16 protein-coding genes are annotated in these 21898 nt (G+C 69.1%); 9 read left to right on the top strand and 7 right to left on the bottom strand.

The window, feature by feature from the left end:
- The first annotated feature begins 143 nt into the window (after positions 1-143).
- From MOX01_RS14400 to MOX01_RS14390, 3 genes are all read left to right on the top strand, one after another.
- A complete protein-coding gene (locus MOX01_RS14400) occupies positions 144-2075 on the top strand; it encodes an ABC transporter ATP-binding protein (RefSeq protein WP_141370292.1) in 1932 nt (643 codons plus the stop codon).
- Positions 2072-3886, top strand: coding sequence for an ABC transporter ATP-binding protein (locus tag MOX01_RS14395; RefSeq protein WP_141370290.1), 1815 nt, complete (start codon positions 2072-2074; stop codon positions 3884-3886). The genes MOX01_RS14400 and MOX01_RS14395 overlap by 4 nt, the downstream gene beginning before the upstream one ends.
- A gap of 94 nt (positions 3887-3980) precedes the next feature.
- Positions 3981-4799, top strand: coding sequence for a hypothetical protein (locus MOX01_RS14390; RefSeq protein ID WP_058632673.1), 819 nt, complete (start codon positions 3981-3983; stop codon positions 4797-4799).
- Positions 4800-4893: 94 nt separating this feature from the next.
- Here MOX01_RS14390 and MOX01_RS14385 read toward each other — a convergent pair whose 3' ends face one another.
- Positions 4894-5352 (bottom strand): GNAT family N-acetyltransferase, encoded by a 459-nt coding sequence (locus MOX01_RS14385; RefSeq protein WP_141370288.1) that lies wholly within the window; start codon positions 5350-5352, stop codon positions 4894-4896.
- Between the two features lie 175 nt (positions 5353-5527).
- Between MOX01_RS14385 and MOX01_RS14380 the strand changes: the two genes are divergently transcribed.
- Positions 5528-7747, top strand: coding sequence for an NADP-dependent isocitrate dehydrogenase (locus MOX01_RS14380; RefSeq protein WP_058632675.1), 2220 nt, complete (start codon positions 5528-5530; stop codon positions 7745-7747).
- Between the two features lie 84 nt (positions 7748-7831).
- Here the strand turns inward: MOX01_RS14380 and MOX01_RS14375 are convergent, their stop codons facing one another.
- Together MOX01_RS14375 and MOX01_RS14370 are read right to left on the bottom strand one after the other, a co-directional pair.
- The gene (locus tag MOX01_RS14375) at positions 7832-9322 is read right to left on the bottom strand and encodes a L,D-transpeptidase family protein (RefSeq protein ID WP_230977945.1); all 1491 of its coding nucleotides are present in this window, start codon (positions 9320-9322) and stop codon (positions 7832-7834) included.
- 108 nt (positions 9323-9430) lie between these two features.
- Positions 9431-9835: a RidA family protein gene (locus MOX01_RS14370; protein WP_046748830.1), complete on the bottom strand. Its 405-nt coding sequence runs from the start codon at positions 9833-9835 to the stop codon at positions 9431-9433.
- Positions 9836-9860: 25 nt separating this feature from the next.
- Between MOX01_RS14370 and MOX01_RS14365 the strand changes: the two genes are divergently transcribed.
- From MOX01_RS14365 to nagB, 5 genes are all read left to right on the top strand, one after another.
- Complete coding sequence (locus tag MOX01_RS14365; protein WP_230977943.1) at positions 9861-11078, top strand: type III PLP-dependent enzyme domain-containing protein; 1218 nt, start codon at positions 9861-9863, stop codon at positions 11076-11078.
- Complete coding sequence (locus MOX01_RS14360) at positions 11069-14356, top strand: family 20 glycosylhydrolase (RefSeq protein WP_141370284.1); 3288 nt, start codon at positions 11069-11071, stop codon at positions 14354-14356. Before MOX01_RS14365 ends, MOX01_RS14360 begins: the two co-directional genes overlap by 10 nt.
- 79 nt (positions 14357-14435) lie before the next feature.
- Complete coding sequence (locus MOX01_RS14355) at positions 14436-15623, top strand: ROK family transcriptional regulator (protein ID WP_058632679.1); 1188 nt, start codon at positions 14436-14438, stop codon at positions 15621-15623.
- A gap of 43 nt (positions 15624-15666) precedes the next feature.
- Positions 15667-16632 carry an ROK family protein gene (locus MOX01_RS14350; RefSeq protein WP_174799790.1) on the top strand — a complete coding sequence of 322 codons (966 nt, stop codon included), beginning with the start codon at positions 15667-15669 and terminating at the stop codon, positions 16630-16632.
- Entirely contained in the window at positions 16625-17404 is a 780-nt protein-coding gene (gene nagB, locus MOX01_RS14345; protein ID WP_046748834.1) for a glucosamine-6-phosphate deaminase, read from the top strand. The genes MOX01_RS14350 and nagB overlap by 8 nt, the downstream gene beginning before the upstream one ends.
- A 28-nt stretch (positions 17405-17432) precedes the next feature.
- Here the strand turns inward: nagB and MOX01_RS14340 are convergent, their stop codons facing one another.
- Genes MOX01_RS14340 through MOX01_RS19510 form a run of 4 tightly spaced genes read right to left on the bottom strand, consistent with a single transcriptional unit; the run spans position 17433 to position 21691 of the window.
- Complete coding sequence (locus tag MOX01_RS14340; protein WP_046748835.1) at positions 17433-17840, bottom strand: NUDIX hydrolase; 408 nt, start codon at positions 17838-17840, stop codon at positions 17433-17435.
- Positions 17833-19197 carry an FAD-binding oxidoreductase gene (locus tag MOX01_RS14335; RefSeq protein WP_141370282.1) on the bottom strand — a complete coding sequence of 455 codons (1365 nt, stop codon included), beginning with the start codon at positions 19195-19197 and terminating at the stop codon, positions 17833-17835. The genes MOX01_RS14340 and MOX01_RS14335 overlap by 8 nt, the downstream gene beginning before the upstream one ends.
- Positions 19198-19207: 10 nt before the next feature.
- Positions 19208-19579 carry a YrdB family protein gene (locus MOX01_RS14330; RefSeq protein ID WP_046748837.1) on the bottom strand — a complete coding sequence of 124 codons (372 nt, stop codon included), beginning with the start codon at positions 19577-19579 and terminating at the stop codon, positions 19208-19210.
- A 9-nt stretch (positions 19580-19588) separates the two neighbouring features.
- On the bottom strand, positions 19589-21691 hold the full coding sequence (locus MOX01_RS19510) for a sigma-70 family RNA polymerase sigma factor (protein ID WP_141370280.1): 2103 nt from the start codon (positions 21689-21691) through the stop codon (positions 19589-19591).
- Positions 21692-21898: the final 207 nt, after the last annotated feature.

Raw genomic sequence — 21898 nt, 5'->3', positions numbered from 1 at the left:
TCGCAGCTCTCGGCTCGACCCCGGCGCGTCCGCTCTCCTAGAGCCACCCCGCCCCTTCTCCGTCGGATGCCGGACCCTGTGGGTCCGCTCTCGCATCCGTCCCCTTCCGCAACCGCTGTCCATACGAAACTCGTCTGAGAGACATGTCCTCCTCGCCTTCCGCGCAGAATCCCTCGCCTTCATCGACCCTTTCCACTCCGGCCGCACTGTGGCGCCTGAAGCCCTTCGTGAAGCCGGTAATCTGGCGGCTCGCCGGCGGTGCCGCCAGCGCGCTCATCGCCGCCGTCATCGCCCTGATGATCCCGATCGTCCTCGAGCAGATCATCAGCGGACCCGTCCGTTCGGGTGAGATCAGCGCCATCATCTGGGGTGCTGTCGCCGTGTTCGCGCTCGCCCTGGGCGAGGCCCTCATGGTATGGCTGCGACGTCAGTTCGTGCTCAACCCGGCCACGCAGGTCGAGTACAAGATGCGCACGGAGCTCTACTCGAGCCTGCAGACCCTCCCGGTGTCCTTCCACGACCGGTGGGGCTCAGGACAGCTGCTCAGCCGCATGATGCAGGACATCGGCCTCATCCGCCGCTGGCTCGCGTTCGGCCTCGTGCTGCTGGTCGTCAACATCCTCACGATCATCATCGGCTCCGTGCTGCTGTTCCGGTGGCACTGGCTGCTGGGCACGATCTTCCTGGTCACGGCGATCCCGCTGTGGATCCGCGGCTACCTGTTCGAGAAGCGCTACGGCGCCCTCACCCGCCGCAGCCAGGATCAGGCCGGTGACCTCGCGACCAGCGTCGAGGAGAGCGTGCACGGGATCCGCGTGCTGAAGGCGTTCGGGCGCGGCAAGCACGCCCTGAGCCGCTTCAGCAGGCAGGCCGAGACGCTGCGCGAGACCGAGATGAGCAAGGCCGGTGCGATCGCGTCGATCTGGTTCTGGCTCGACCTCATGCCGCAGATCGCGTTCGGCCTCAGCCTGATGTCCGGCATCTGGCTGATCTCCGTCGGGCAGATCGGCGAGGCGCAACTGTTCGCCTTCTTCGCGATGGCCGTCGTGCTGCGCTGGCCCATCGAGTCGATCGGCTTCCTGTTCTCGTTCATGCTCGATGCGCGCACGGCGACCGACCGCGTGTTCGACATCTTCTCGGAGACCAACACCATCACCGACCCCGAGCACCCGGTGCACATCGAGAACCCGCGCGGAGAGCTCACGTTCGAGAACGCGCACTTCCGCTATCAGGACGCCGGCGCGCACGAACGCGACCTGCTCGACGGCATCGACCTGGTGCTGCGACCAGGGGAGACCATGGCGCTGGTCGGTCTCACCGGCAGCGGCAAGACCACCCTCACCACGCTGCCCACGCGTCTGTACGACGTGACGGGAGGCAGGGTCACCCTCGACGGCGTCGACGTGCGCGACCTGCCGCTGTCAGAGCTCCGTCGGCACATCGCCATGGCGTTCGAAGACGCGACGCTGTTCTCGGCGACGGTCCGGGAGAACGTGCTGCTCGGTCGTGCCGAGCTCGACGTGCACGGCGAAGAGGGCGAGCGTGTGCTGCGCGAAGCTCTCGACGTCGCTCAGGCCTCGTTCGTGGATTCCCTGCCAGACGGCGTCGAGACGGTGATCGGCGAGGAGGGGCTCAGCCTCTCCGGCGGTCAGCGCCAGCGGCTCGCCCTCGCCCGTGCGGTGGCGGCGAATCCGAAGGTGCTCGTGCTCGACGACCCGCTGTCGGCGCTCGACGTCGACACCGAGGCCCTCGTGGAGGAGGCGCTGCGGCACGTGCTCGCCGACACCACCGCCCTGATCGTGGCGCACCGCCCTTCGACCGTCGCGCTCGCCGATCGCGTCGCCCTGCTCGAGGCCGGTCGCGTGACGGCGGTGGGCACGCACTCCGAGCTGCTGAAGACCAGTCGGCACTACCGTCATGTCATCTCCAGCCTCGAGGCGGAGGAGGCGGCGCGCACCGGGACGATCCCGGTGATCCGCGATGAGCAGTCCGAGATCGATGAAGAGGTCCGTGCGGGCCTCGGGATGCAGGCCGCCGACGAAGACCCCATCACCGAGAAGGAGGTGCAGCGATGAGCTCCGCCATCACCGGAACCAGGAACGAGGATCGTTCCGAGTACACCCGCGAGGAGAGCAGGGAGATCCGTCGTCGATCCCTCCGACTGCTCGGATCCCTGGTCAGCCCCTTGAAGCCGAGGATCGTGCTCGCCGCCGCGGTGCTGGTCGTGTCGACCGCGCTCCAGGTCGCCGGCCCCATCCTCATCAGCCTGGGCCTCGACCGAGCGCTGCCTGCGGTGATCGAGCGTGCCGACTGGATGCCGACGTTCATGATCGGAGGCATCTACCTGCTGGCCGGTGCCCTCGCTGCGGTGCTGATCGCCTGGTACGTGATCATCGCGGCCAAGCTCACGCAGGCGGTGCTGCTGGACCTGCGCAAGCGCATCTTCCTGCACACCCAGCGCCTGAGCCTGGAGTTCCACGAGTCGTACACGTCGGGGCGCATCATCTCCCGTCAGACCAGCGACCTCGACTCGATCAAGGAGCTGCTCGACGGTGGCCTGAACGAACTCGTCTCCGGCGTGCTCTTCGGGCTGTTCACCTTCATCGCGCTGTGCTTCTGGGACTGGCAGTCGGGCCTGATCCTGGCGATCGGCGGAGTGCCGCTGTTCTACCTGATGCGCTGGTTCTACTCGCGCTCGCAGCTCGTCTACCGCGAGTCGCGCGTGATCAGTGCGAAGGTGATCGTGCAGTTCGTCGAGACGATGACCGGCATCCGCGCCGTCAAGGCGTTCCGCAAGGAGCCGCGCAACGACAAGGCGTTCCAGGAGATCGCTGGCGACTACCGCGACGTCAACCGTCGCTCGATGCTGCTGTTCGGCACGTTCGAGCCCGGCCTGATGGGCGTCGCGGCCCTCGTGCTCGGCATCGTCGTGCTGTGGGGAGGCATCCGCGTCTCCGAGGGTGCGCTGACCGTGGGTGTGCTGCTGTCGGCAGTGCTCTACGTCCGCAACTTCTTCGCGCCGATGCAGGAGATCGCGATGTTCCTGAACTCCTATCAGTCGGCCACGGCCGCGCTGGAGAAGGTCTCGGGCGTGCTCGAGGAGGTGCCGACGGTTCCCGACCCCGAGAACCCCGTCGACCTGTGGGAGTCCCGTGGGCATGTCGAGTTCGACGAGGTGACCTTCGGATACAACGGAGAGAAGACGATCCTCCCGAACTTTTCCCTCGACATCCCGGCGGGGCAGACGATCGCCCTCGTCGGAACGACCGGCGCCGGGAAGTCGACGCTCGCCAAGCTCATCTCGCGCTTCTATGACCCCTCCCAAGGGCGGGTCACGCTCGACGGCGTCGATCTGCGGTCGCTGCACCCGAAGGACCTCCGCCGCGCGATCGTCATGGTCACGCAGGAGGCCTACCTGTTCAGCGGCACCGTCGCCGACAACATCGCGCTCGGCAAGCCGGATGCGACGCTCGACGAGATCAAGGCCGCGGCACGGGCCGTGGGCGCCGACGGGTTCATCTCGTCGCTGCCCGACGGATACGGCACCGATGTGAACAAGCGCGGTGGTCGGGTGTCGGCGGGGCAGCGTCAGCTCATCTCGTTCGCCCGGGCTTTCCTCGCCGACCCCGCGGTGCTGATCCTCGACGAGGCGACGGCTTCGCTGGACATCCCATCCGAGCGCTTGATCCAGGATGCGTTGCAGACCCTCCTCAGGGACCGCACGGCGATCATCATCGCGCACCGCCTGTCGACGGTCGCGATCGCCGACAGGGTGCTGGTGATGGAGCACGGCCGCATCATCGAGGACGACACTCCCGCTGCCCTGATCGGCGGTACCGGCAAGTTCGCGCAGCTGCATGCGGCCTGGCAGGAGACCCTCGTCTGATCTGCCTCTTCCGGTCGCGATATGACAGCCGTCTGGCGCAGTTGAGCTGTCATATCGCGACCGGAAGTCGTCTGCGTCTGGGTAGCATCGAGGTATGGACCCCCTGCTGCTCGTCGCCGAGTGGTGGTGGATCGCGCCGACGGCAGTCGCCGCGGGAACGGTGGGTGTGATGGGAATGCGACGTCGCAACAGCACGGTGAGCGGACGCAGGCTCGCGGTCGATGCCGCCCGCCACGATCTGAGAGAGGCACAGCTGGTCGCCGCCGAGCGGCGCACCGCGTGGAAGATCGCGCGCGCCGACCTGGCTCGCGTCACGGCGGAGCGGGCGGCCCAGCGAGCGACGCCCGAACAGGTGGCAGGGGCTCGGCGGATGCTGAAGGAGCGGGAGCGCGATGCGAAGGCCGCGTCGGCCGATGTGCGCGCGCGCCAGGTGCGGCTGAACGCGGCTCGCGCCGCCGTGCCTTCCGCGGCGGAGCCGCGCCCGATCGAGCGACTCCACGCCGCGCATGACGCAGTGACGGCACGCTGGATGCGTTACGAGACCGACCCCGCTCTGCAGATCTCCTATCCGGCGATGACCGACGTGAAGTCCGCGGAGACGGCCGCATACTTCCGTGCCGCCGGACACGCGACGGAGATGCGCCGCGCGGCCTCCGGACGCATCACCCCGGCTGAGTTCGCCGCCTATCGTGACGCTGTCGCCGAGCTCGAGCGGGCGTTCGAAGCCGCCGAACACGCCGCGAAGGTGCACGCGGGGGAGGCGCCGGCGACGCCGGCGTGGCAGGACGCCGCTCAAGACATGCTGAACCGTTCCGCCGAGGCCATCGATCGCGCTGCCGGAGCGGCCGCGGCCGCTCTCTCATCGTGGACGAGCCGGCGGAAACCCGGGGGCACCCCCGACGACCGTTCCTGAGAACCCGCCAGGGCTGTGAGAGCGCTCCCCCGAAGGGGAGTGAAGGGCGACGAGGTCTCGATGGGGGAGGGGATTCGAGACCCCGCCGCCCGGTCTAGGACGTGACCCGGATCTCGGCGATGACCTCGCCGTAGGCCGTCTCCCCGACGGGGGTGAAGCCGACGCGACGGAAGAAGGCCTCCGGGCCGTCCTCGCCGGCTTCGTAGATCACGTTGACGTGGTCGACTCCGCGTTCACGCGCCTCGTCGATGAGCGCCTCGACGGCGAAGCGGCCGACGCCGCGACCCTGGTCGTCCGCGTCGACGTTGATGCGCCACAGCACGGAGCGGAAGTGCTCCTCCGGGGCCTCGTCGTCGAAGTTGGCGCTGACGAAGCCGACGACCTCGTTGCCGTCCAGGATCACCCGCTGCCAGGAGGTCTGCGGGTTGATGACGGTCGCGGCGATCCCGTACGAGACCGGAGCGAGGAACTGCTCCTGTCCGGGCTTGAGCGACAGGTTGTTCACGGCGACGATCGTCGCAGCGGAGAGTTTGACCATGCGCAGTTCGGACATGGACCCAGGCTAACCCCTCCGGAGAGGCGGGACACGTTTCCGACGAAGATTTCGCCTCTCTGTGGCCGTTCGTCGACATGGGGTGGTCGGCGGTCGCAGGCGCGGACCACAGGGCCAGACCGGCTCAGGTATCTTGGTATCGAGACAAATTTCCCCGCGAACGGAGTACCTCCCGGTGACCGACGACGCCATCATCTACACGTACACAGACGAGGCACCGGCGCTCGCCACCGCCTCGTTCCTCCCGATCATCCAGGCATACACCGGCCAGGCCGGCATCGAGGTCGAGACGCGCGACATCTCGCTGGCCGGACGCATCCTCGCCGCCTTCCCGCAGAAGCTCACTCCCGAGCAGCAGGTGGGTGACGCTCTCGCCGAGCTCGGTGGCCTCGCCACCCTCCCCGAGGCCAACATCATCAAGCTGCCGAACATCTCGGCGTCCATCCCGCAGCTGAAGGGTGCGATCGCCGAGCTGCAGAAGCAGGGCTTCGACATCCCCGACTTCCCGGACGAGCCGACCTCCCTGGAGGAGAAGGACGTCCGCGCCCGCTACGACCGCATCAAGGGCTCCGCAGTGAACCCCGTGCTGCGCGAGGGCAACAGCGACCGTCGCGCACCGCTCGCGGTGAAGAACTACGCCAAGAAGCACCCGCACCGCAACAAGCCTTTCGCGGACGGCTCGAAAACCCGCGTCGCGACCTTGGGCCACGACGACTTCAAGCACAACGAGCGCTCGTGGGTCGCGGCCCACGACGACGTCCTCTCGTTCCGTCACACGGCGCAGGACGGCACCGTCACGATCCTCAAGGAGGGCCTCAAGGTCCTCCCGCGTGAGATCATCGACGCCACGTTCCTCTCCGCGAAGGAGCTGGACGCGTTCCTCGCGGAGACGCTCGAGGCGGCCAAGGCCGACGACGTGCTCTACTCCGTGCACCTCAAGGCCACGATGATGAAGGTCAGCGACCCGATCATCTTCGGTCACGTCGTGAAGGCGTTCTTCAAGGACGTCTTCGACCAGTACGGCACGCAGCTCGCCGAAGCCGGACTCAGCGCGAACGACGGCCTCGGCTCGATCCTTGCAGGCCTGTCGAATGTCGCCGGTGGCGAGGAGATCGCTGCGGCGTTCGACAAGGCCATCGCCGAGGGGCCGCGCCTGTCGTACGTGAACTCCGACAAGGGGATCACCAACCTCCACGTGCCCAGCGATGTCATCGTCGACGCGTCGATGCCCGCCCTCGTCCGCAACGGTGGGAAGCTCTGGGGCAAGGACGGCGAGGAGGCCGACACGATCGCGGTCATCCCGGACTCGTCCTACGCGAGCGTCTACCAGGCCGTCATCGACGATGTGATCGCGAACGGCCCGCTCGACCCCGCCACGATCGGTACCGTCCCGAACGTGGGTCTCATGGCGCAGGCGGCCGAGGAATACGGCAGCCACGACAAGACCTTCGAGATCGCGGCGGACGGCATCGTCCAGGTGCTCGACAGCGAGGGCACCGTGCTCATCGAGCACGAGGTCGGCAAGGGCGACATCTGGCGCGCGACGCAGACCAAGCACATCCCCGTCATGGACTGGGTCAAGCTCGCCGTGACGCGTGCACGCGCGACCGGCGACCCCGCCGTGTTCTGGCTGGACGCGAACCGCTCGCACGACGCCCAGATCATCGCGAAGGTGCACCAGGGCCTCGCCACGCTCGACACCAAGGGCCTGACGATCACGATCCTCGCGCCGGAAGAGGCCACGCGGTACACGCTCGCCCGCATGCGTCACGGGCTCGACACCATCTCGGTGACCGGCAACGTGCTGCGTGACTACCTGACCGACCTGTTCCCGATCCTCGAGGTCGGCACGAGCGCCAAGATGCTCTCGATCGTGCCGCTGCTCGCCGGTGGTGGGCTGTTCGAGACGGGTGCCGGTGGTTCCGCTCCCAAGCACGTGCAGCAGCTGGTCGAGCAGAACTACTTGCGCTGGGACTCGCTGGGTGAGTTCTTCGCGCTGGCGGCTTCGCTCGAGCACTTCGCCGACCGCACGGGCAACGACAAGGCCCGCGTGCTTGCGGAGACGCTGGACGCCGCGACCGGAACCTTCCTCGAGGAGGACCGCTCGCCCGGTCGTGCGCTCGGCACGATCGACAACCGCGGCAGCCACTTCTACCTCGGCCTGTACTGGGCGAAGGAGCTGGCAGCGCAGACGAAGGATCCCGAGCTCGCTGCGGCCTTCGCGCCGATCGCCGAGAAGCTCGCCGCGAACGAGGAGGCCATCGTCTCCGAGCTCAACGCCGTGCAGGGACAGCCCGCTGAGATCGGCGGGTACTACCGTCCGGACGAGAAGCTGGTCGAGGCCGTCATGCGTCCGTCCACGACGCTGAACACGATCGTCGACGCCCTGCGCTAAGACGAGCGAAGGGGGCGGATGCTTCGGCATCCGCCCCCTTCTTCGTGTTCGGCCCGTCTGCCCGAGCGAGCGCGGAACGCTTCGTCAGTAGTGGACGGAGACCTCGAGCCCCTTGGGGGACCAGTCGTAGACGTACTTGGCGAGGTCGATCGGCAGGTTGACGCAACCGTGGCTCATGCGCTGGCCGAAGTTGTTGTGCCAGTACGTGCCGTGGAAGCCGATGTTCGGAGCGAACCAGGTGATCCAGGGCACGTCCTTCGTGCAGTACGGGGCGCCCTCGTAGCAGCCCATGTCCTGGATACGCGTGTGCGCGAACACCTTGAAGTTGCCGGTGGGCGTCAGAGTCCCTGGCAGGCCGGTGGACACGGCCCACGAGTTCACGACAGCGCCGTTCTCGTAGAGGACGGCCCGCTGCGAACTGAGGTTGATGTCGATGCGGCGGAACAGGTTCACCGTCTCGAAGGGCGTCTCGGTGACCGAGAGCGCGAAGGCTCCGTTTCCGGCTGCCAGCTGCTCGGCGAACTGGTCCGCGATGCCTGACGTGTCTCCCAGCGCTCGACCGGTGGCACCCTCCTGCTCCGCACGGAGCACGGTGCCGGCGGAGTCGACGATGTTGGTCGCGTTGACCGGCGCGCGGTCGACGACGGAGGGGAGACTGTCCACGGTGGCCTGGATCGCCTGGGGGTCGGCCTTGATGCTCAGCTGTCCGTCGTCATCGACGACCGTGAGCCAGGAGGCGGCGACGGCGGGATCGACCGGGACGGTCCGCTCCTCGCCGACGTAGAAGCCGACGGTGGGAAGCATCGTGTTGAGAGCGGTGGCGGTGGCGGTGGCGTCGTCATCGGAGACGGCCGGCGCGGCTTCCGCGGCGTCTCCCGAGTACTCGAGCGCGCTGCGACCCTCTTCGACGGCTGCCGTGAAGGCGGCGTTGAGGTCGGCGAGGTCGATCCCTGTTCCGGCCTCTGCCGGTGTGATCACGAAGGTGCCGCTGGCGGCATCGAAGACGACACCGGCATCCACCGGGTCGTCGAAGCTGGTCGGCACGGCGCCACGCAGCGCGGCGTCCGCCTTCGCGGTGTCGAAGGCGATCTCTGCGGGGACGGGGTCGCCCATCCAGGTGCCGAGGTTCCACAGCGGGTGCTCCGCGAAAGCCTTGTCGGCGAGAGCGGTGGCGTCGACGTCCGCACCGAGGTCGGCGCCGGTGAGGACGGTGCCGTCTCCCGCGCCGGTGAGCGTGATCTCGGTCTGAGCGAGGCGGGCGTCGATGGCGTCGGCGGCGGCGCCAGGAGTCATCCAGCCGACCGGGATCCCGGCGACCGTGGTTCCCGGTGCGATCAGGATCATCGACGCGGCTCCGGCGCCGAGGGCGACGACTCCCAGCCCGAGGCCGATCCAGAGGCCGAGGCGACGTTTCTTGGGAGACGGTTCGATCGGAGCCCAGGCGAGCGGCTGGTCACCGGTGGTCGGCGGGACGGTCTCCGTGGGAGCGTCCGTCGGCGCGAGCACTGCAGTGGGCGCGGAGTCGTCTCCACGCGCCTCGGCTGCTGCGCCCGGCGCAGAAATCAGATCGGTCACGAACTTCACCCCCCGGCTCTCAAACGTGTCCTGACGTCCAATGGTACGGGATGGGAGGTAACGGGGAGGCAACGGTCCGTGATAACGTGCCTCCCCGCAACGCAGACGTCAGTCGATGATGGCGATGCCGTCGATCTCGACGAGCATCTCCTCGCGCGGAAGGCCGGTGAAGACCGTGGTGCGCGACGGCAGGACGCCGTTGGTCGTGTGAGCGGTCACGAAGGCGCCGTACGCGTCGTTCATGATCGGGAAGTCCTCGCGCTTGGTCAGGTAGACGCGCAGCATGACGACGTCGTCGAACGTCGCGCCGGACGCCTCGACGATCGCCTTCACGTTCTCGAGCGTGCGGGTGGTCTGGGCAGCGACGTCCCCGGGGTGCAGGTACTCGTTGGTCTTCGGGTCCACGGGTCCCTGGCCGGAGACCTGCACGAACGGGCCCTTGCGGATACCCTGCGAGAAGGTGTGGGCGGGGGCGGGGGCGGCGTCGGTGGAAACTCGGATCTTCGCGGTCATGCCGCCAGCCTAGTAGCATTGTTAGATGCCTCTACAAATTCCGGATCCCGTTCTCGGCACCTGGACGAAGGGCTTTCCTGCGCACGCAGCGGGACTCCGCCTCTCGCAGGTGGGGGATGCGGATCTGCATCTCTCCGACCTGGTGACGCCGGTGCTGACGGTGCACGAGGGCGCCCTCGCGCACAACGAGGAGACCGTCTTCGCATGGGCGAGGGAGCGCCGGGTGCTCCTCGCACCACACGGCAAGACCACGATGGCTCCGGCCCTCTGGCAGCGACTGCTCGACGCGGGGGCATGGGGGATCTCCGTGGCGACGCCCTGGCAGGCCGAAGTCGCCGTCGACGCGGGCGTCTCGACCGTGCTGATCGCGAACGCGGTCACCGATCTCACTGCGGTGCGTCGCCTGGGGGCACTGCTCGCAGCCGACCCCGACCTGCGCGTGCTGTGCTGGGCGGACTCTCTCGAGGGAGTGGCCATCCTCGCGCGGGGGATGCACGATGCCGCGCGTCCGCTCGATGTCTTGGTCGAACTCGGCGGCGCGCACGGCCGCACGGGCGCACGGAGCGTGGAGGAGGGCGAGCGGATCGGGAAGGCCGTCTCGGACGCATCCGGGCTGCGCCTCGCCGGCGTCGCGGGATACGAGGGGCCCTTCGGTCCCGATCGCTCCGATGCCTCGGTCGCCGCCGTCGACGCGTACCTGCAGACGCTCGTGGATCTGCACGCCCGACTGGAGTACCCGCACGGTCTCCGTCCGATTCTCAGCGCGGGAGGCAGCGCCTTCCCTGATCGGGCGGCCGCCGTCCTCGCAGCCGCCGGGGACGACGTGGACGTCGTCCTGCGTTCGGGGGCGTTCCAGATCCACGACGACGGCTTCTACTCGCGCATGTCTCCGTTCGGACCGCTCGTCGGCACCGCGCCTCTGCGCTCGGGGATGCACGCCTGGTCGCGGGTGGTGTCGCAGCCCGAGGACGGCCTTGCGCTCCTCGACGCCGGACGGCGCGATGTGCCCTTCGACCTGGATCTGCCGATCCCGCAGGGGCTGCGGGGGGAGATCACGGCGCTGAACGATCAGCATGCGTTCCTGAGCCTCACGGGCGATGACACGGTCGCGGTGGGCGATGTCGTCCGTCTCGGGCTCTCCCACCCGTGCACCGCCTTCGACAAGTGGAGGGTCGTCGCCGTGATCGACGACCCCGATGCCGCCGATCCGCGCGTGATCGGGGCGGTGGCGACGTGCTTCTGAGTGCCGAGAAGGCCGCCGCCGGACAGGTGCGGGTGTACCGCGGAGCCACCGTCATCGACGGGACGGGGGCGCCCCGGTACGTGGCCGACGTCGCGGTGGAGGGCGCGAGGGTCGTCGCCATCCTCCCGGCCGGTGCGGTGAATCCTGAACTCGAGCTCCCCGAACTCGAACTTCCCGAGGGCGCCGTGGAGGTCGCGGCAGAGGGACTCGTCCTCGCGCCCGGATTCATCGACATGCACGCGCACAGCGAGCTCGCAGTGCTGAGCGGCGCGGCGCACGACGCCAAGATCCGCCAGGGCGTGACGACCGAGGTGCTCGGTCAGGACGGCCTGGGCTATGCGCCCCTCGACGATGCGGCGGCGGCGATCATCCCCGCGCAGATCGCCGGGTGGAACGGAACTCCGGCCGACGTGCCGTGGCGGACGATGGACGACCTGCTCGCGGCGATCGACGCCGCAGCGGTCGCGAACGCCGCCGTCCTCGTCCCCCAGGGGAATCTGCGGATGATGGTCGTCGGCCACGAGAACCGTCGGGCGACGACTGCGGAGCTCACCGCGATGGGGGAGATCCTGGGTCGCGCGCTGGACGCGGGAGCCTTCGGGATGTCGAGCGGCCTCACCTACACGCCGGGGATGTACGCGGACACGGCGGAGCTCGAAGCGCTGTGCCGCATCGTCGCCGAGCGAGGAGGCTACTGGGCGCCGCACACCCGGAGCTACGGGGGAGCGGCGCTGGAGGCCTACCGGGAGGCGCTCGACATCGGTCGGCGCACCGGGTGCCCCGTGCATCTCACACACGCGACGATGAACTTCGCCCCGAACCGCGGCCGCGCCGATGAGCTCCTGGCCCTGATCGACGAGGCGATCGAGGACGGCGTCGACGTGACGCTCGACACGTACCCGTATCTGCCCGGCGCCACGACGCTCTCCGCTCTGCTGCCGAGCAGGCTGGCGGAATCCGGCGACCTGCTCGCTGCCGTCTCCGCGCTCGACGAAGCGGGCAGGGAGGCCGTCCGCGTGGAACTGGAAGACGTCGGCTGCGACGGATTCCACGGCGAGAGGGCCGATTGGACGCAGATCCAGGTCTCCGGCACCGTGAACCCCGCCCTCTCGGGTCTGATCGGCCGCACCATCGCCGAGATCGCGACCACGACCGGTCGCCGTGCCGTCGATGTGGTGCTCGACACGATCGTGGAGGACGCCGCCGCCACCGGAATCCTCATGCACATCGGAGACGAGGAGAACGTCCGGACGATCATGCGTCACTCGCAGCACACGGGAGGCAGTGATGGGATCCTGATCGGGGCGCGGCCTCATCCGCGTGGGCGGGGTACGTTCCCGCGGTACCTCGGACACTACGTGCGCGAGCTCGGCATCCTCACCTGGGAGGAGGCCGTCCGACACCTGTCGGGGACGCCGGCGCATCGGCTGGGACTCGACCGGGGTGACGCACCTCGGGGCGTCGTCCGGCGGGGAGCGACCGCCGACCTCGTGCTCTTCGACCCGGAGACGGTCGAGGCGGGGGCCACGTTCGACTCCCCCTTCGCACCGCCGCGCGGGATCATCGAGGTACTTGTCGGGGGAGTGCCGGTGGTGTCGGAGGGCGAGGCGACGGGGCGGACCCCCGGACGCGCACTGCGGATGCCGCCCCCGCCGCATCGCGCCACCGTGCCGCACATGGGTGCCCGCATCGATCCGGTCGCCCCCGGATTCGCGTGGACGGAGCGCACGCCGATCCTCTCGGCCCCTGAGCTCGTCGCCGCTGCCGCCCGGCTGGGCGGTCTCGCCGGCGCGGGCGACGCCGAACTCCCGCCGATCCGACTGATGGTCGACGAGAACCTCGGCGCTGAGGCCGCGGCGCGAGGACGTGTCGGTGACGAGGCCTTCCGGGTGAGCGTGAGTGCAGCCGGAGTCGAGATCAGAGGAGCGAGCCCCGCCGGCGTGTTCCGCGGTGCCACCACTCTGCGGCAGCTGCGGGATCCGGACGCTGCATCGGCCCACATCCCCGCCGGGGTGTGGGAGGGAGCGCCGGCGTACAGCTGGCGAGGGACGATGCTCGACGTCGCCAGGCACTTCCGGTCCGTCGACGAGGTCCGTCGTCTGGTCGATCTCCTCGCCGATCATCACCTGAACGTGCTGCACCTTCATCTCACAGACGATCAGGGGTGGCGCTTCGAGGTGCCCGGCTTCCCTCGGCTCACGGAAGTGGGCGCGCGTCGGGAAGCCACCCAGCTCGGACACGGCCCCTTGTCCACCGTGGAGCCGGGAGTGCACGAGGGCTTCTACACGTCAGCGGAGCTGCGCGAGCTCGTCGCCTATGCGCGAGAACGTTTCGTGACCCTCGTGCCGGAGGTCGAGCTGCCCGGACACATCCAAGCGGGTCTCGCCGCGTATCCGGAGCTCGGCAACGTCGACGTCGGAGAGCCTGTGCTGTCTGCATGGGAGCGCTTCGGGGTCAATCCGCGCACCCTCGCCCCGACGGACGAGGCCCTGGCCTTCGGATTCGCCGCGATCGATGCGCTCTGCGATGCGTTCGACTCGGAGTGGATAGGCATCGGCGGTGACGAGGTGCCGGTGACCGAGTGGGAGCAGAGCGCCGCGGCGGCCGAGCGCATGCGACAACTCGGACTCGAGTCTGCACACGACGTGCAGCCGTGGTTCACGGAGCAGTTCGTCGCGCATGTCCGCGGACGAGGCCGCACGGCACTGGCCTGGGACGAGGTCCTCGAAGGCGACGTGCCCGAGGGCGTGCGCATCCTCGCGTGGCGGGGTCCCGCCGCGATGCGTGAGGCGCTGCGGCTCGGCATCGAGGTCGTCGCGTGCCCCGACCTCGAGGTCTACCTCGACTACCCGCAGTCGGAGTCGGAGGAGGAGCCGATCAGAGTGGGCCCGCCTCTCACGATCGAGCGCGCGTACTCCCTGCGTGTCGAAGACGGCGCTGTGGGCGGGCAGGCGAACGTGTGGAGCGAGCACCTGCCCACCAGGGACCGCGTCGACTTCGCGATGTTCCCTCGACTCGCCGCGATCGCGGAGCGTCTGTGGGACGGCGGGGAGCCGGGACCCTACGCCGACTTCGAGCGGCGTCTGCCGATGCACCTGCGCCGGCTCGCCGCAGCGGGGGTGCGGTATCGTCCCCTTGACGGGCCGGAGCCCGAGCAGCGCCGTCCCGGCGTGCCGGGCAAGCCGCTCACGATCGAGGCGCGGGAGCAGATCGTCGCCGGCCTGGTCGAGCGCCTCATCGGGCGCTCACGCACGGTCGTCGTCGACGATCGAAAGTAATGTAACGTTTCGGTAACCCTGCCAGCGCGTCCGCGGGCAGAGGTTGCGCAAATTTTGTTCGTAAGGTCTACTAACAAACATGTCCGTTTCGGATGAACAGCGTTCCGCATCGCCGTCAGAGTACGCCGGTGCGAATGCGCACGCCTTCGGCCCGGGGCGCCACCTGCGCTCGCGATCAAAGGTGCTGCCAGAGCATGCGCGCGGTCACAACCGTGCACTGGTGCTGCAGACGCTGTACCACTCGGGGGCGATGAGTCGCGCCGACCTCTCCCGGGAGACGGGCCTCACCCGTGTCACCATCTCCGACCTGGTCGCCGAGTTCATCGCCGACGGGATCGTCATCGAGATGGGTGTCCGTGAAGCGGTGGGGCCGGGCAAGCCGCCCATCCTCATCGACATCGATCGCTTCGGCCATCAGATCGTCGGCCTCGATCTCTCCGGCCCCGACGCCTTCACCGGGGCGGTGCTGAGCCTCGACGGAGACGTGCTGGAGCGGCGCGAGGTGCCGCGTCCGAAATCCCCCGACGGGGAGGCGGCATACGCGGCGCTGCGGGAACTCGCACAGACGCTGGTCGAGGCCTCGACTCAGCCGCTGCTGGGCGTCGGCATCGGCACCCCGGGTGTCGTGCGTCCCGACGGGCTCGTCCTGAGCTCTCCCAACCTCGGCTGGACGAACTTCCCGCTGGAGGCGAAGCTCGGCGTCGATCTCGACCTTCCGGTCCTCGCCCGCAACGACGCCAACGCGGCGGTGCTCGCCGAGTACACGTTCGGCGAGGCGAAGGCCGACTTCATGCTGATCAAGATCGGCAAGGGTGTCGGCGCCGGCCTCATCACCGGCAGCCAGCCTCTGCTGGGCAGCCGCTTCGCCGCGGGAGAGATCGGTCACGTCGTCGTCGGTACCGACGGGGGCCCTCGCTGCGCGTGCGGGAAGGACGGCTGTCTCGAGGCGTGGCTCAGCGTGAGTCGGCTCGAGGCGGCGATCGCCGCTGATCCTGAGGCACGCGATGAGATCCTCCGCGATGCCGGGACGCGGATGGCGATCGCGACCGCTCCGATCGTCGCTGCCCTCGACCTCTCCGAGGTGGTGATCTCCGGTCCGGCGGAGCTGCTCGACGGCATCTTGATCGAGGCCGCCATCGCGACGTTGCGCGCGCGCACCCTCGAGGGCGTGTTCGAAGACGTCGTCGTGCGTTTGACGCACCAGGAGGACATCGTCCTGCGCGGAGCTGCGGTCATGGTGCTCTCGGGACAGCTGGGAGTGTCGTGAACGTCATCTGCACCGTTGACGGCACGGCCGGGAGCAGCATCCGATGACGGGTGCGAGCACTGCCGACCGCGCCGGTCGGCCGATTCGAGTGGGCCTGGACGTCGGCGGCACGAAGATCGACGCGGTCGCCGTGGACCCCTCTGGGGCCATCCGCGGACGCCTGCGCCGACCGACGGGTTGGGGCGATGACGCGGTCGTCGAGAGCATCGTTACGGCCGTGAAGGCACTCGCGGAGGAGAACGGGTTCCCCCTTGCCGACGTCGGCTCCGTCGGGATCGGCATCCCCGGCCTCGTCGACGCCGAGACCGGCCGTGTCGACCACGCGGTCAACCTCGGCGTGGAGTCCCTGGACCTCGCCGTCAGGGCCGAACTCGCTCTCGGAGTCCCGTTCCGCGTGGAAAACGACGTGAAGGCCGCGGCCCTCGGCGCTGCGGTGCTGAGCGGAGTCGCCGGTTCCATGGCCTACCTGAATCTCGGGACCGGCGTCGCTGCCGGGATCGTGATCGACGGACGGATCTGGCGCGGCGCACGCGGAACCGCGGGGGAGGTCGGTCATCTCTCCGTCGATCCGCGAGGGCGCCTGTGCGGCTGCGGGCAGTACGGGTGCGTCGAGACGTTCTGCGGCGGAGGGGCGTTGGCCAAGGCCTGGGGTCGACCCGGCACTCTGCCCATCAGGGACATCTTCGATGCGGCGGACGCCGGGGACCCGCATGCTGTCTCCCTCCGTGACGACCTCCATCACGGGGCCGCCGCCGCAGTGCGTGTTCTCGTGCTCTCCGCCGACGTGGAGAGGGTGGTCATCGGGGGAGGGCTCACCGCTCTCGGCGACCGACTCGAGAACGGACTCCGCGCGGCCCTGCATGCCGGCGCGGAGGCCTCGCCGTTCATGCGGTCGCTCCGCCTGGATGAGAGAATCGAACTGCTTCCCGCGGGTTCCCCCGCTGCCGCATTCGGCGCCGCACTCGTCGGCGCCTCCACCACCGAGAAGGAGATCGTCCCGCATGGCTGAGGTCGTCATCGTCGAGAATGCCGAGGCCGCAGGCGCTTTGGTCGCCACCGAGATCGTGGAGCTGATCGCGCGTCGTCCCGACGCGGTCCTCGGCCTCGCAACGGGGTCGACCCCGTTGCCGGTCTACCAGGCGCTGCGCACGCAGCTCGCAGGCCGCGACGTCTCACAGGTGCGTGGTTTCGCCCTCGACGAGTACGTCGGCATCGACCCGGCGCACCCGGAGAGCTACCGCTCGGTCATCACCCGCGAGGTCGTCGAGCCGCTCGGTCTCGACCCCGCGCGCATCCACGTGCCGAACGGCGCGGAGGCCACCATCCAGCATGCGGGTGAGGACTACGACGCGGCCATCGCGGCTGCCGGTGGAGTCGACCTGCAGATCCTCGGGATCGGCACCGACGGGCACATCGGGTTCAACGAGCCCGGCTCCTCCTTCGCATCGCGTACGCGTGTGAAGACCCTCACGGAGCAGACGCGCGAGGACAACGCCCGCTTCTTCGAGTCGATCGACGACGTCCCGATGCACTGCATCACGCAGGGGCTCGGCACCATCCTGGAGGCGCGCCACCTCGTGCTGCTCGCCTTCGGCGAGGGCAAGGCAGAGGCTGTGGCCGGTGCGGTCGAGGGCCCGCTGTCGGCGATCCTGCCCGGATCGGCGATCCAACTGCACCCGCACGCGACGATCGTCGTCGACGAAGCGGCTGCGTCGCGTCTCGCGCTCGCCGACTACTACCGGTACACGTTCGCCAACAAGCCGGCCTGGCAGGGCATCTGAGACGTGCCTGATGCCTGCCCTGGTGAACTCAGTTCGCCGGGGCGGGCCAGGCGATCGGGAGCAGGTGCTCCAGGCTCAGCGGCGCCAGCGGGAGCGTTCCGACGTCTGCGGGCGTGATCCAGCGCAGCTCGGCGAGCTCGGCCTGGACGGCGACGGTCGCGGGATCGATGGAGGTCGCGAAGGCCTCGGCGACGACACGGTGACCCGGTTCGTTCGCTGCGGCGGAGACGAACGTGCCGAGAGGGCGGAGCGCCGCTTCATCGAGCACCACCCCGAGCTCCTCCTCGATCTCGCGGATCAACGTCTGCGCCGGGGACTCGCCGGATTCCGGCTTGCCGCCGGGCTGCATGAACATGGTCGTTCCCTGCTTGCGGACCACGAGCACCCTCCCCGCTTCATCGACGATCACGGCCGCGCTCACGTGGATGTCAGGCATCGGGGCTGAAGACCTTCCCTGGGTTGAGGATGCCGAGAGGATCGAAGACCGCGGCGATCTGGCGCTGGAGTCGCCACTGGTCGTCGCCCAGTTCGTCGGCGAGCCAGCGGCGCTTGAGCACCCCGATGCCGTGCTCCCCGGTGAGGGTTCCTCCGAGGCGGATGGCGGCGCGGAACAGTTCGTCGGCGGCCGCCCACACATGCGGAGGCGTCTGCGTCCCTTCGAAGATGAAGTTCGGGTGCAGGTTGCCGTCGCCTGCGTGTGCCACCGTCGGGATGACGATGTCGTACTCGCGTTCGATGCGGGCGATCTCGTCGAACATCGCCGGCATGGCGCTCCGTGGTACCGAGACGTCTTCGATCAGCGTCGTCCCCAGCGAGGCCATCGCTGCATGCATCGAACGGCGCACCGCCAGGAGGCGCTCGCCCTCGTCGCGGTCGTGTGAGACGACAGTGAGGCCGTCATGGGCGCGCAGGATCGCGGCGATCGCCTCCGCTTCGGCCGCGGCGGCCGGACCATCGGTCTGGATGGTCAGCTGAGCTGTTCCCTGATGCGGGATGGGAAGAGCGAGGAGCGCGTGCACGGCGGCGAGGCTCGCGGCGTCCATCAGCTCCATGATGGCTGGCTGCACGCCGGCGGCTGTCACAGCGGCCGAGGCGGCGGCAGCGTGACGCACCCCCGAGAAGGTCGCGGCGATCGTGCAGGTCTCCCCGGGGACGAGCCTGCGGAGCTTGAGGGTCGCGCCCACGACGACGCCCAACGTGCCTTCCGAGCCGACCACCAACGCGGTGAGATCGAGCCCGGTCACTCCCTTGACGCTGCGGTGTCCGAGGTGCAGCAGGCGCCCGTCGGCGAGCACCAGGTCCACCCCCAGCACGGCGTCGCGAACCACCCCGTACTTGGCGCAGAGCAGCCCTCCGGCACCTGTCGCGATGTTCCCACCCACCGTGGAGATGTCGCGGCTGGCGGGGTCAGGTGGCCACCACAGCCCGTGAGCCGCGAGCACGGCGTTGAGGTCGGCGTTGAGGATGCCGGGTTCGACGACCGCGAGCAGATCGTCGGCACGGATCTCGTTGATCGCGGTCATCCTGCGCAGGGAGAGGACGATCTCGCCCGTACCGGCGTTCGCGGCACCGGCGAGACCCGTGCCGGCACCACGCACCACGACCGGTGTGCGGGTGGCGGTCGCGATGCGCATGGTCTGCTGCACGTGCTCGACCCGCTCCGCATGGATCACAGCGAGCGGTCTGCCGGCGGCAGCGTGCCCTGAGCGGTCGGCTCTGGCTTCCTCGAGCGTCGCCTCATCGGTGTCGACGAGCGCTCCGAGGGACTCCTCAAGGAGCGCGAGCACACTCATGAGGGAGATCTCACGACAATGCGCGCCGGCCGCTGAGCACACCGGCGACCACGGCGACGAGGGCGAAGGCGGTGCCGATGAGTGCCTGCCCCATCGACCACCAGGCGATCGTCACGCCGACGTAGATCAGCAGCTCGACCGCGGCGCGGAGGAACGGGTGCACGCGCAGCACAGGTCGCGGCGAGAGGAAGAGAGCCCACACCAGGATCACCAGTACCGGCGCGCCGATACCGATGACGATGTTCCACGGGAGATCCCAGCTCGCGAAGCCCCACAAGGCCAGAGAGGCGACGGCGACGATGAGGACGACAGCGCGCACGATGTCGAGTGCGGTGACCACCGGACGGTCGACGCCGGGAACGGGAGCGGGATCCGAGGACATGGATCCAGTCTATTCGCCGGTGGGGGCTTCCTCAGTCGGTGCAACGGGCGCCTCCGTGGGCGCTGCTGCGGGCGTGGTCTCGGCCGGCGGAGTCTGGACCGGGGCCGTCTCGACCGGTGCCGGTGCTGCTTCGACCGGTGCCGGTGCTGCTTCGACCGGTGTGGGTGTCGGGTCTGACGCGGGTGCCTCCGGCTCGGTAGCGACCGGAGCAGACTCGGACGGCACAGACGACGCGGAAACGTCGCTCGTCGTGGAGGGCTCCGCTGTGGCCGATTCGACCGGAACCACCTCACCCGGAGTCTCAGGGCGGTTGGGCTCGAGATCGAGGAGGGTGGTGACCGCGGAAGGGCCCGTGCCGGATGCGAGGACGTAGCGGAACGTGACGGTCGTGAGGTCGGCGTCGATGAACTGCCAGAAGGTGGGACGGAGATCGATGACTCCGAAGCCGGACTCGTCGAGCAGGATGCTGTCGCCTCCGCCGGTGCTGTCGTCCAGGAGCGCCTCGACCCTCTGGCCGGCCACACCCGAGACCGGAATGCTGTAGTGGACCTGGAGTCCGTTGAACCAGATGGTGGCGGTCTGCCACGTAGGTGCCTCCGTGGGGACGACCGGACCCACGGGGTCGACCGGGTCCACCGGATCGACGGGGTCCACCGGATCGACGGGGTCCACCGGGTCGACGGGGTCCACGGGATCTACGGGGTCCACAGGATCTACGGGGTCCACAGGGTCGACCGGGTCCACGGGATCGACAGGCGGGACGACGACCGGCGGAACGATGACCGGCGGGACCGTGACGGGCGGGACGGTGGCGGGCGGTACAGGAACGGGTGCGCCCGCCTGATCTGCGCCGGGCTGAGGTTCTGCGGCCGGCGGCGCTGGGGTCTCGTCGGGGACGGTGACCGGGGGTTCGATGACGACGGGCTCGTCGAGGTTCATCGTCTCGTCGGGTCCGACATCTGCAGAGATCGAGGACGGGTCCTCATCGCCGGCGTTCGGAAGCGACGTCGCGGGATCGGCACCGGCGAGCCCGGGGACGATCGCGGCGGCGGCGACGACACCGGCCACGACCAGAGCGGCGGATCCCACTCCCACCAGTGCACCGATACCGGTGAACATGCCACCTGCGGATCCGGCTCCTGACGAAGCGCCGGCCGTTCCACCCGCTGAGCCGCCGGCACCGGAACCAGAACCGGAACCGCCGGCCGCGGCGAGACCGGTTGCGGCATGCGTGGCGCCGGGGTCGCCGGCGAAGACGGCACCGGGAATGCTGGACGGCATCGCCGCCAGGGCGACGATCGGCGTGCCGGCGCCCTGGAGCGTGGCGAGGTACCCCGCGGCGCCCGTGACGCCGAGGACGAGTGGGAGCAGCACGAGAGCCAGACGCTTGGAGACGTCCTTCGCCTCGGCCGCGACGATCATGCACCGCGCGCACTCGTCCAGGTGCAGTTCGAGGCGCTTGTGATCGCGAGTGCTGAGGTTGCCGCGCGAGTACGCGCCCAGGTGCTCGATGGTCCACTGGCACTCTGAGCCGTCTTCGGCGCTGCGCAGATGGGCCTGGATCCACGCTTCACGCAGGCCTTCGCGGGCGCGGAAGGCCAACTGCGACACGGCGCCGGCCTTCATGCCGAGCAGCGGCCCGACTTCCTGCGGCTTCATCTGCTCGATCTCGGTGTACCAGAGCACCTCCTGCCAACGGGAGGGGAGGCTGCGGAACGCCTGAGCGGTGAGGCTGCGGTCGAGTGCCTCGCTCGCAGCCTGGTCGGTGCTGTCGGGGTCGGCGACGGTGTCGAGTTCGTCGATCGCCGTCTCGCGGCGCGCGCGCCCCCACCCTGCGGCCGTGTTGCGGATGCTCGTGAAGAGGTAGGCGCGGAACGAGCCGTTGGGGCCGCCGCCTTTGAGGATCGCCTGATAGATGCGCGTGTACGACTCCTGCACCAGATCGTCCGGGTCGATCGACGAGGTCACGGAGCGCGCGACGGAGAGTCCGGACGGATAGTGTCGGCGCCAGAGTTCACCGAACGCCCCCGTGTCTCCCGAGCGGGTGCGGAGGATCAGGTCGGCGTCGCCGATCGTTTCGTCGTGAGTCGTGTTCTCTTCGTGCACAATCATCCATCTGTCGCGGGGCGCAGCTGCGCCTCCACCGGAAGAGACGCAGGAGAGCGCCTCTCATCACGCGACTTCATCATTCTCTCGCGAATCTCCCAGGTAAGCCACCCTCCGTCGGAACTCCAAGCGGATGCCCGGCTTCGGGCACTGTCACCGCCCAGCGGGCGTGCGATGTGCGGGGCCGGAGATCGACGACGTCTTTTCGGGCTG

The sequence above is a fragment of the Microbacterium oxydans genome, assembly GCF_006540085.1.
Lineage (GTDB): Bacteria > Actinomycetota > Actinomycetes > Actinomycetales > Microbacteriaceae > Microbacterium > Microbacterium oxydans.
Note: the sequence above shows the minus strand (reverse complement) of the source record. Positions and strands in the feature narration are given on the sequence as shown.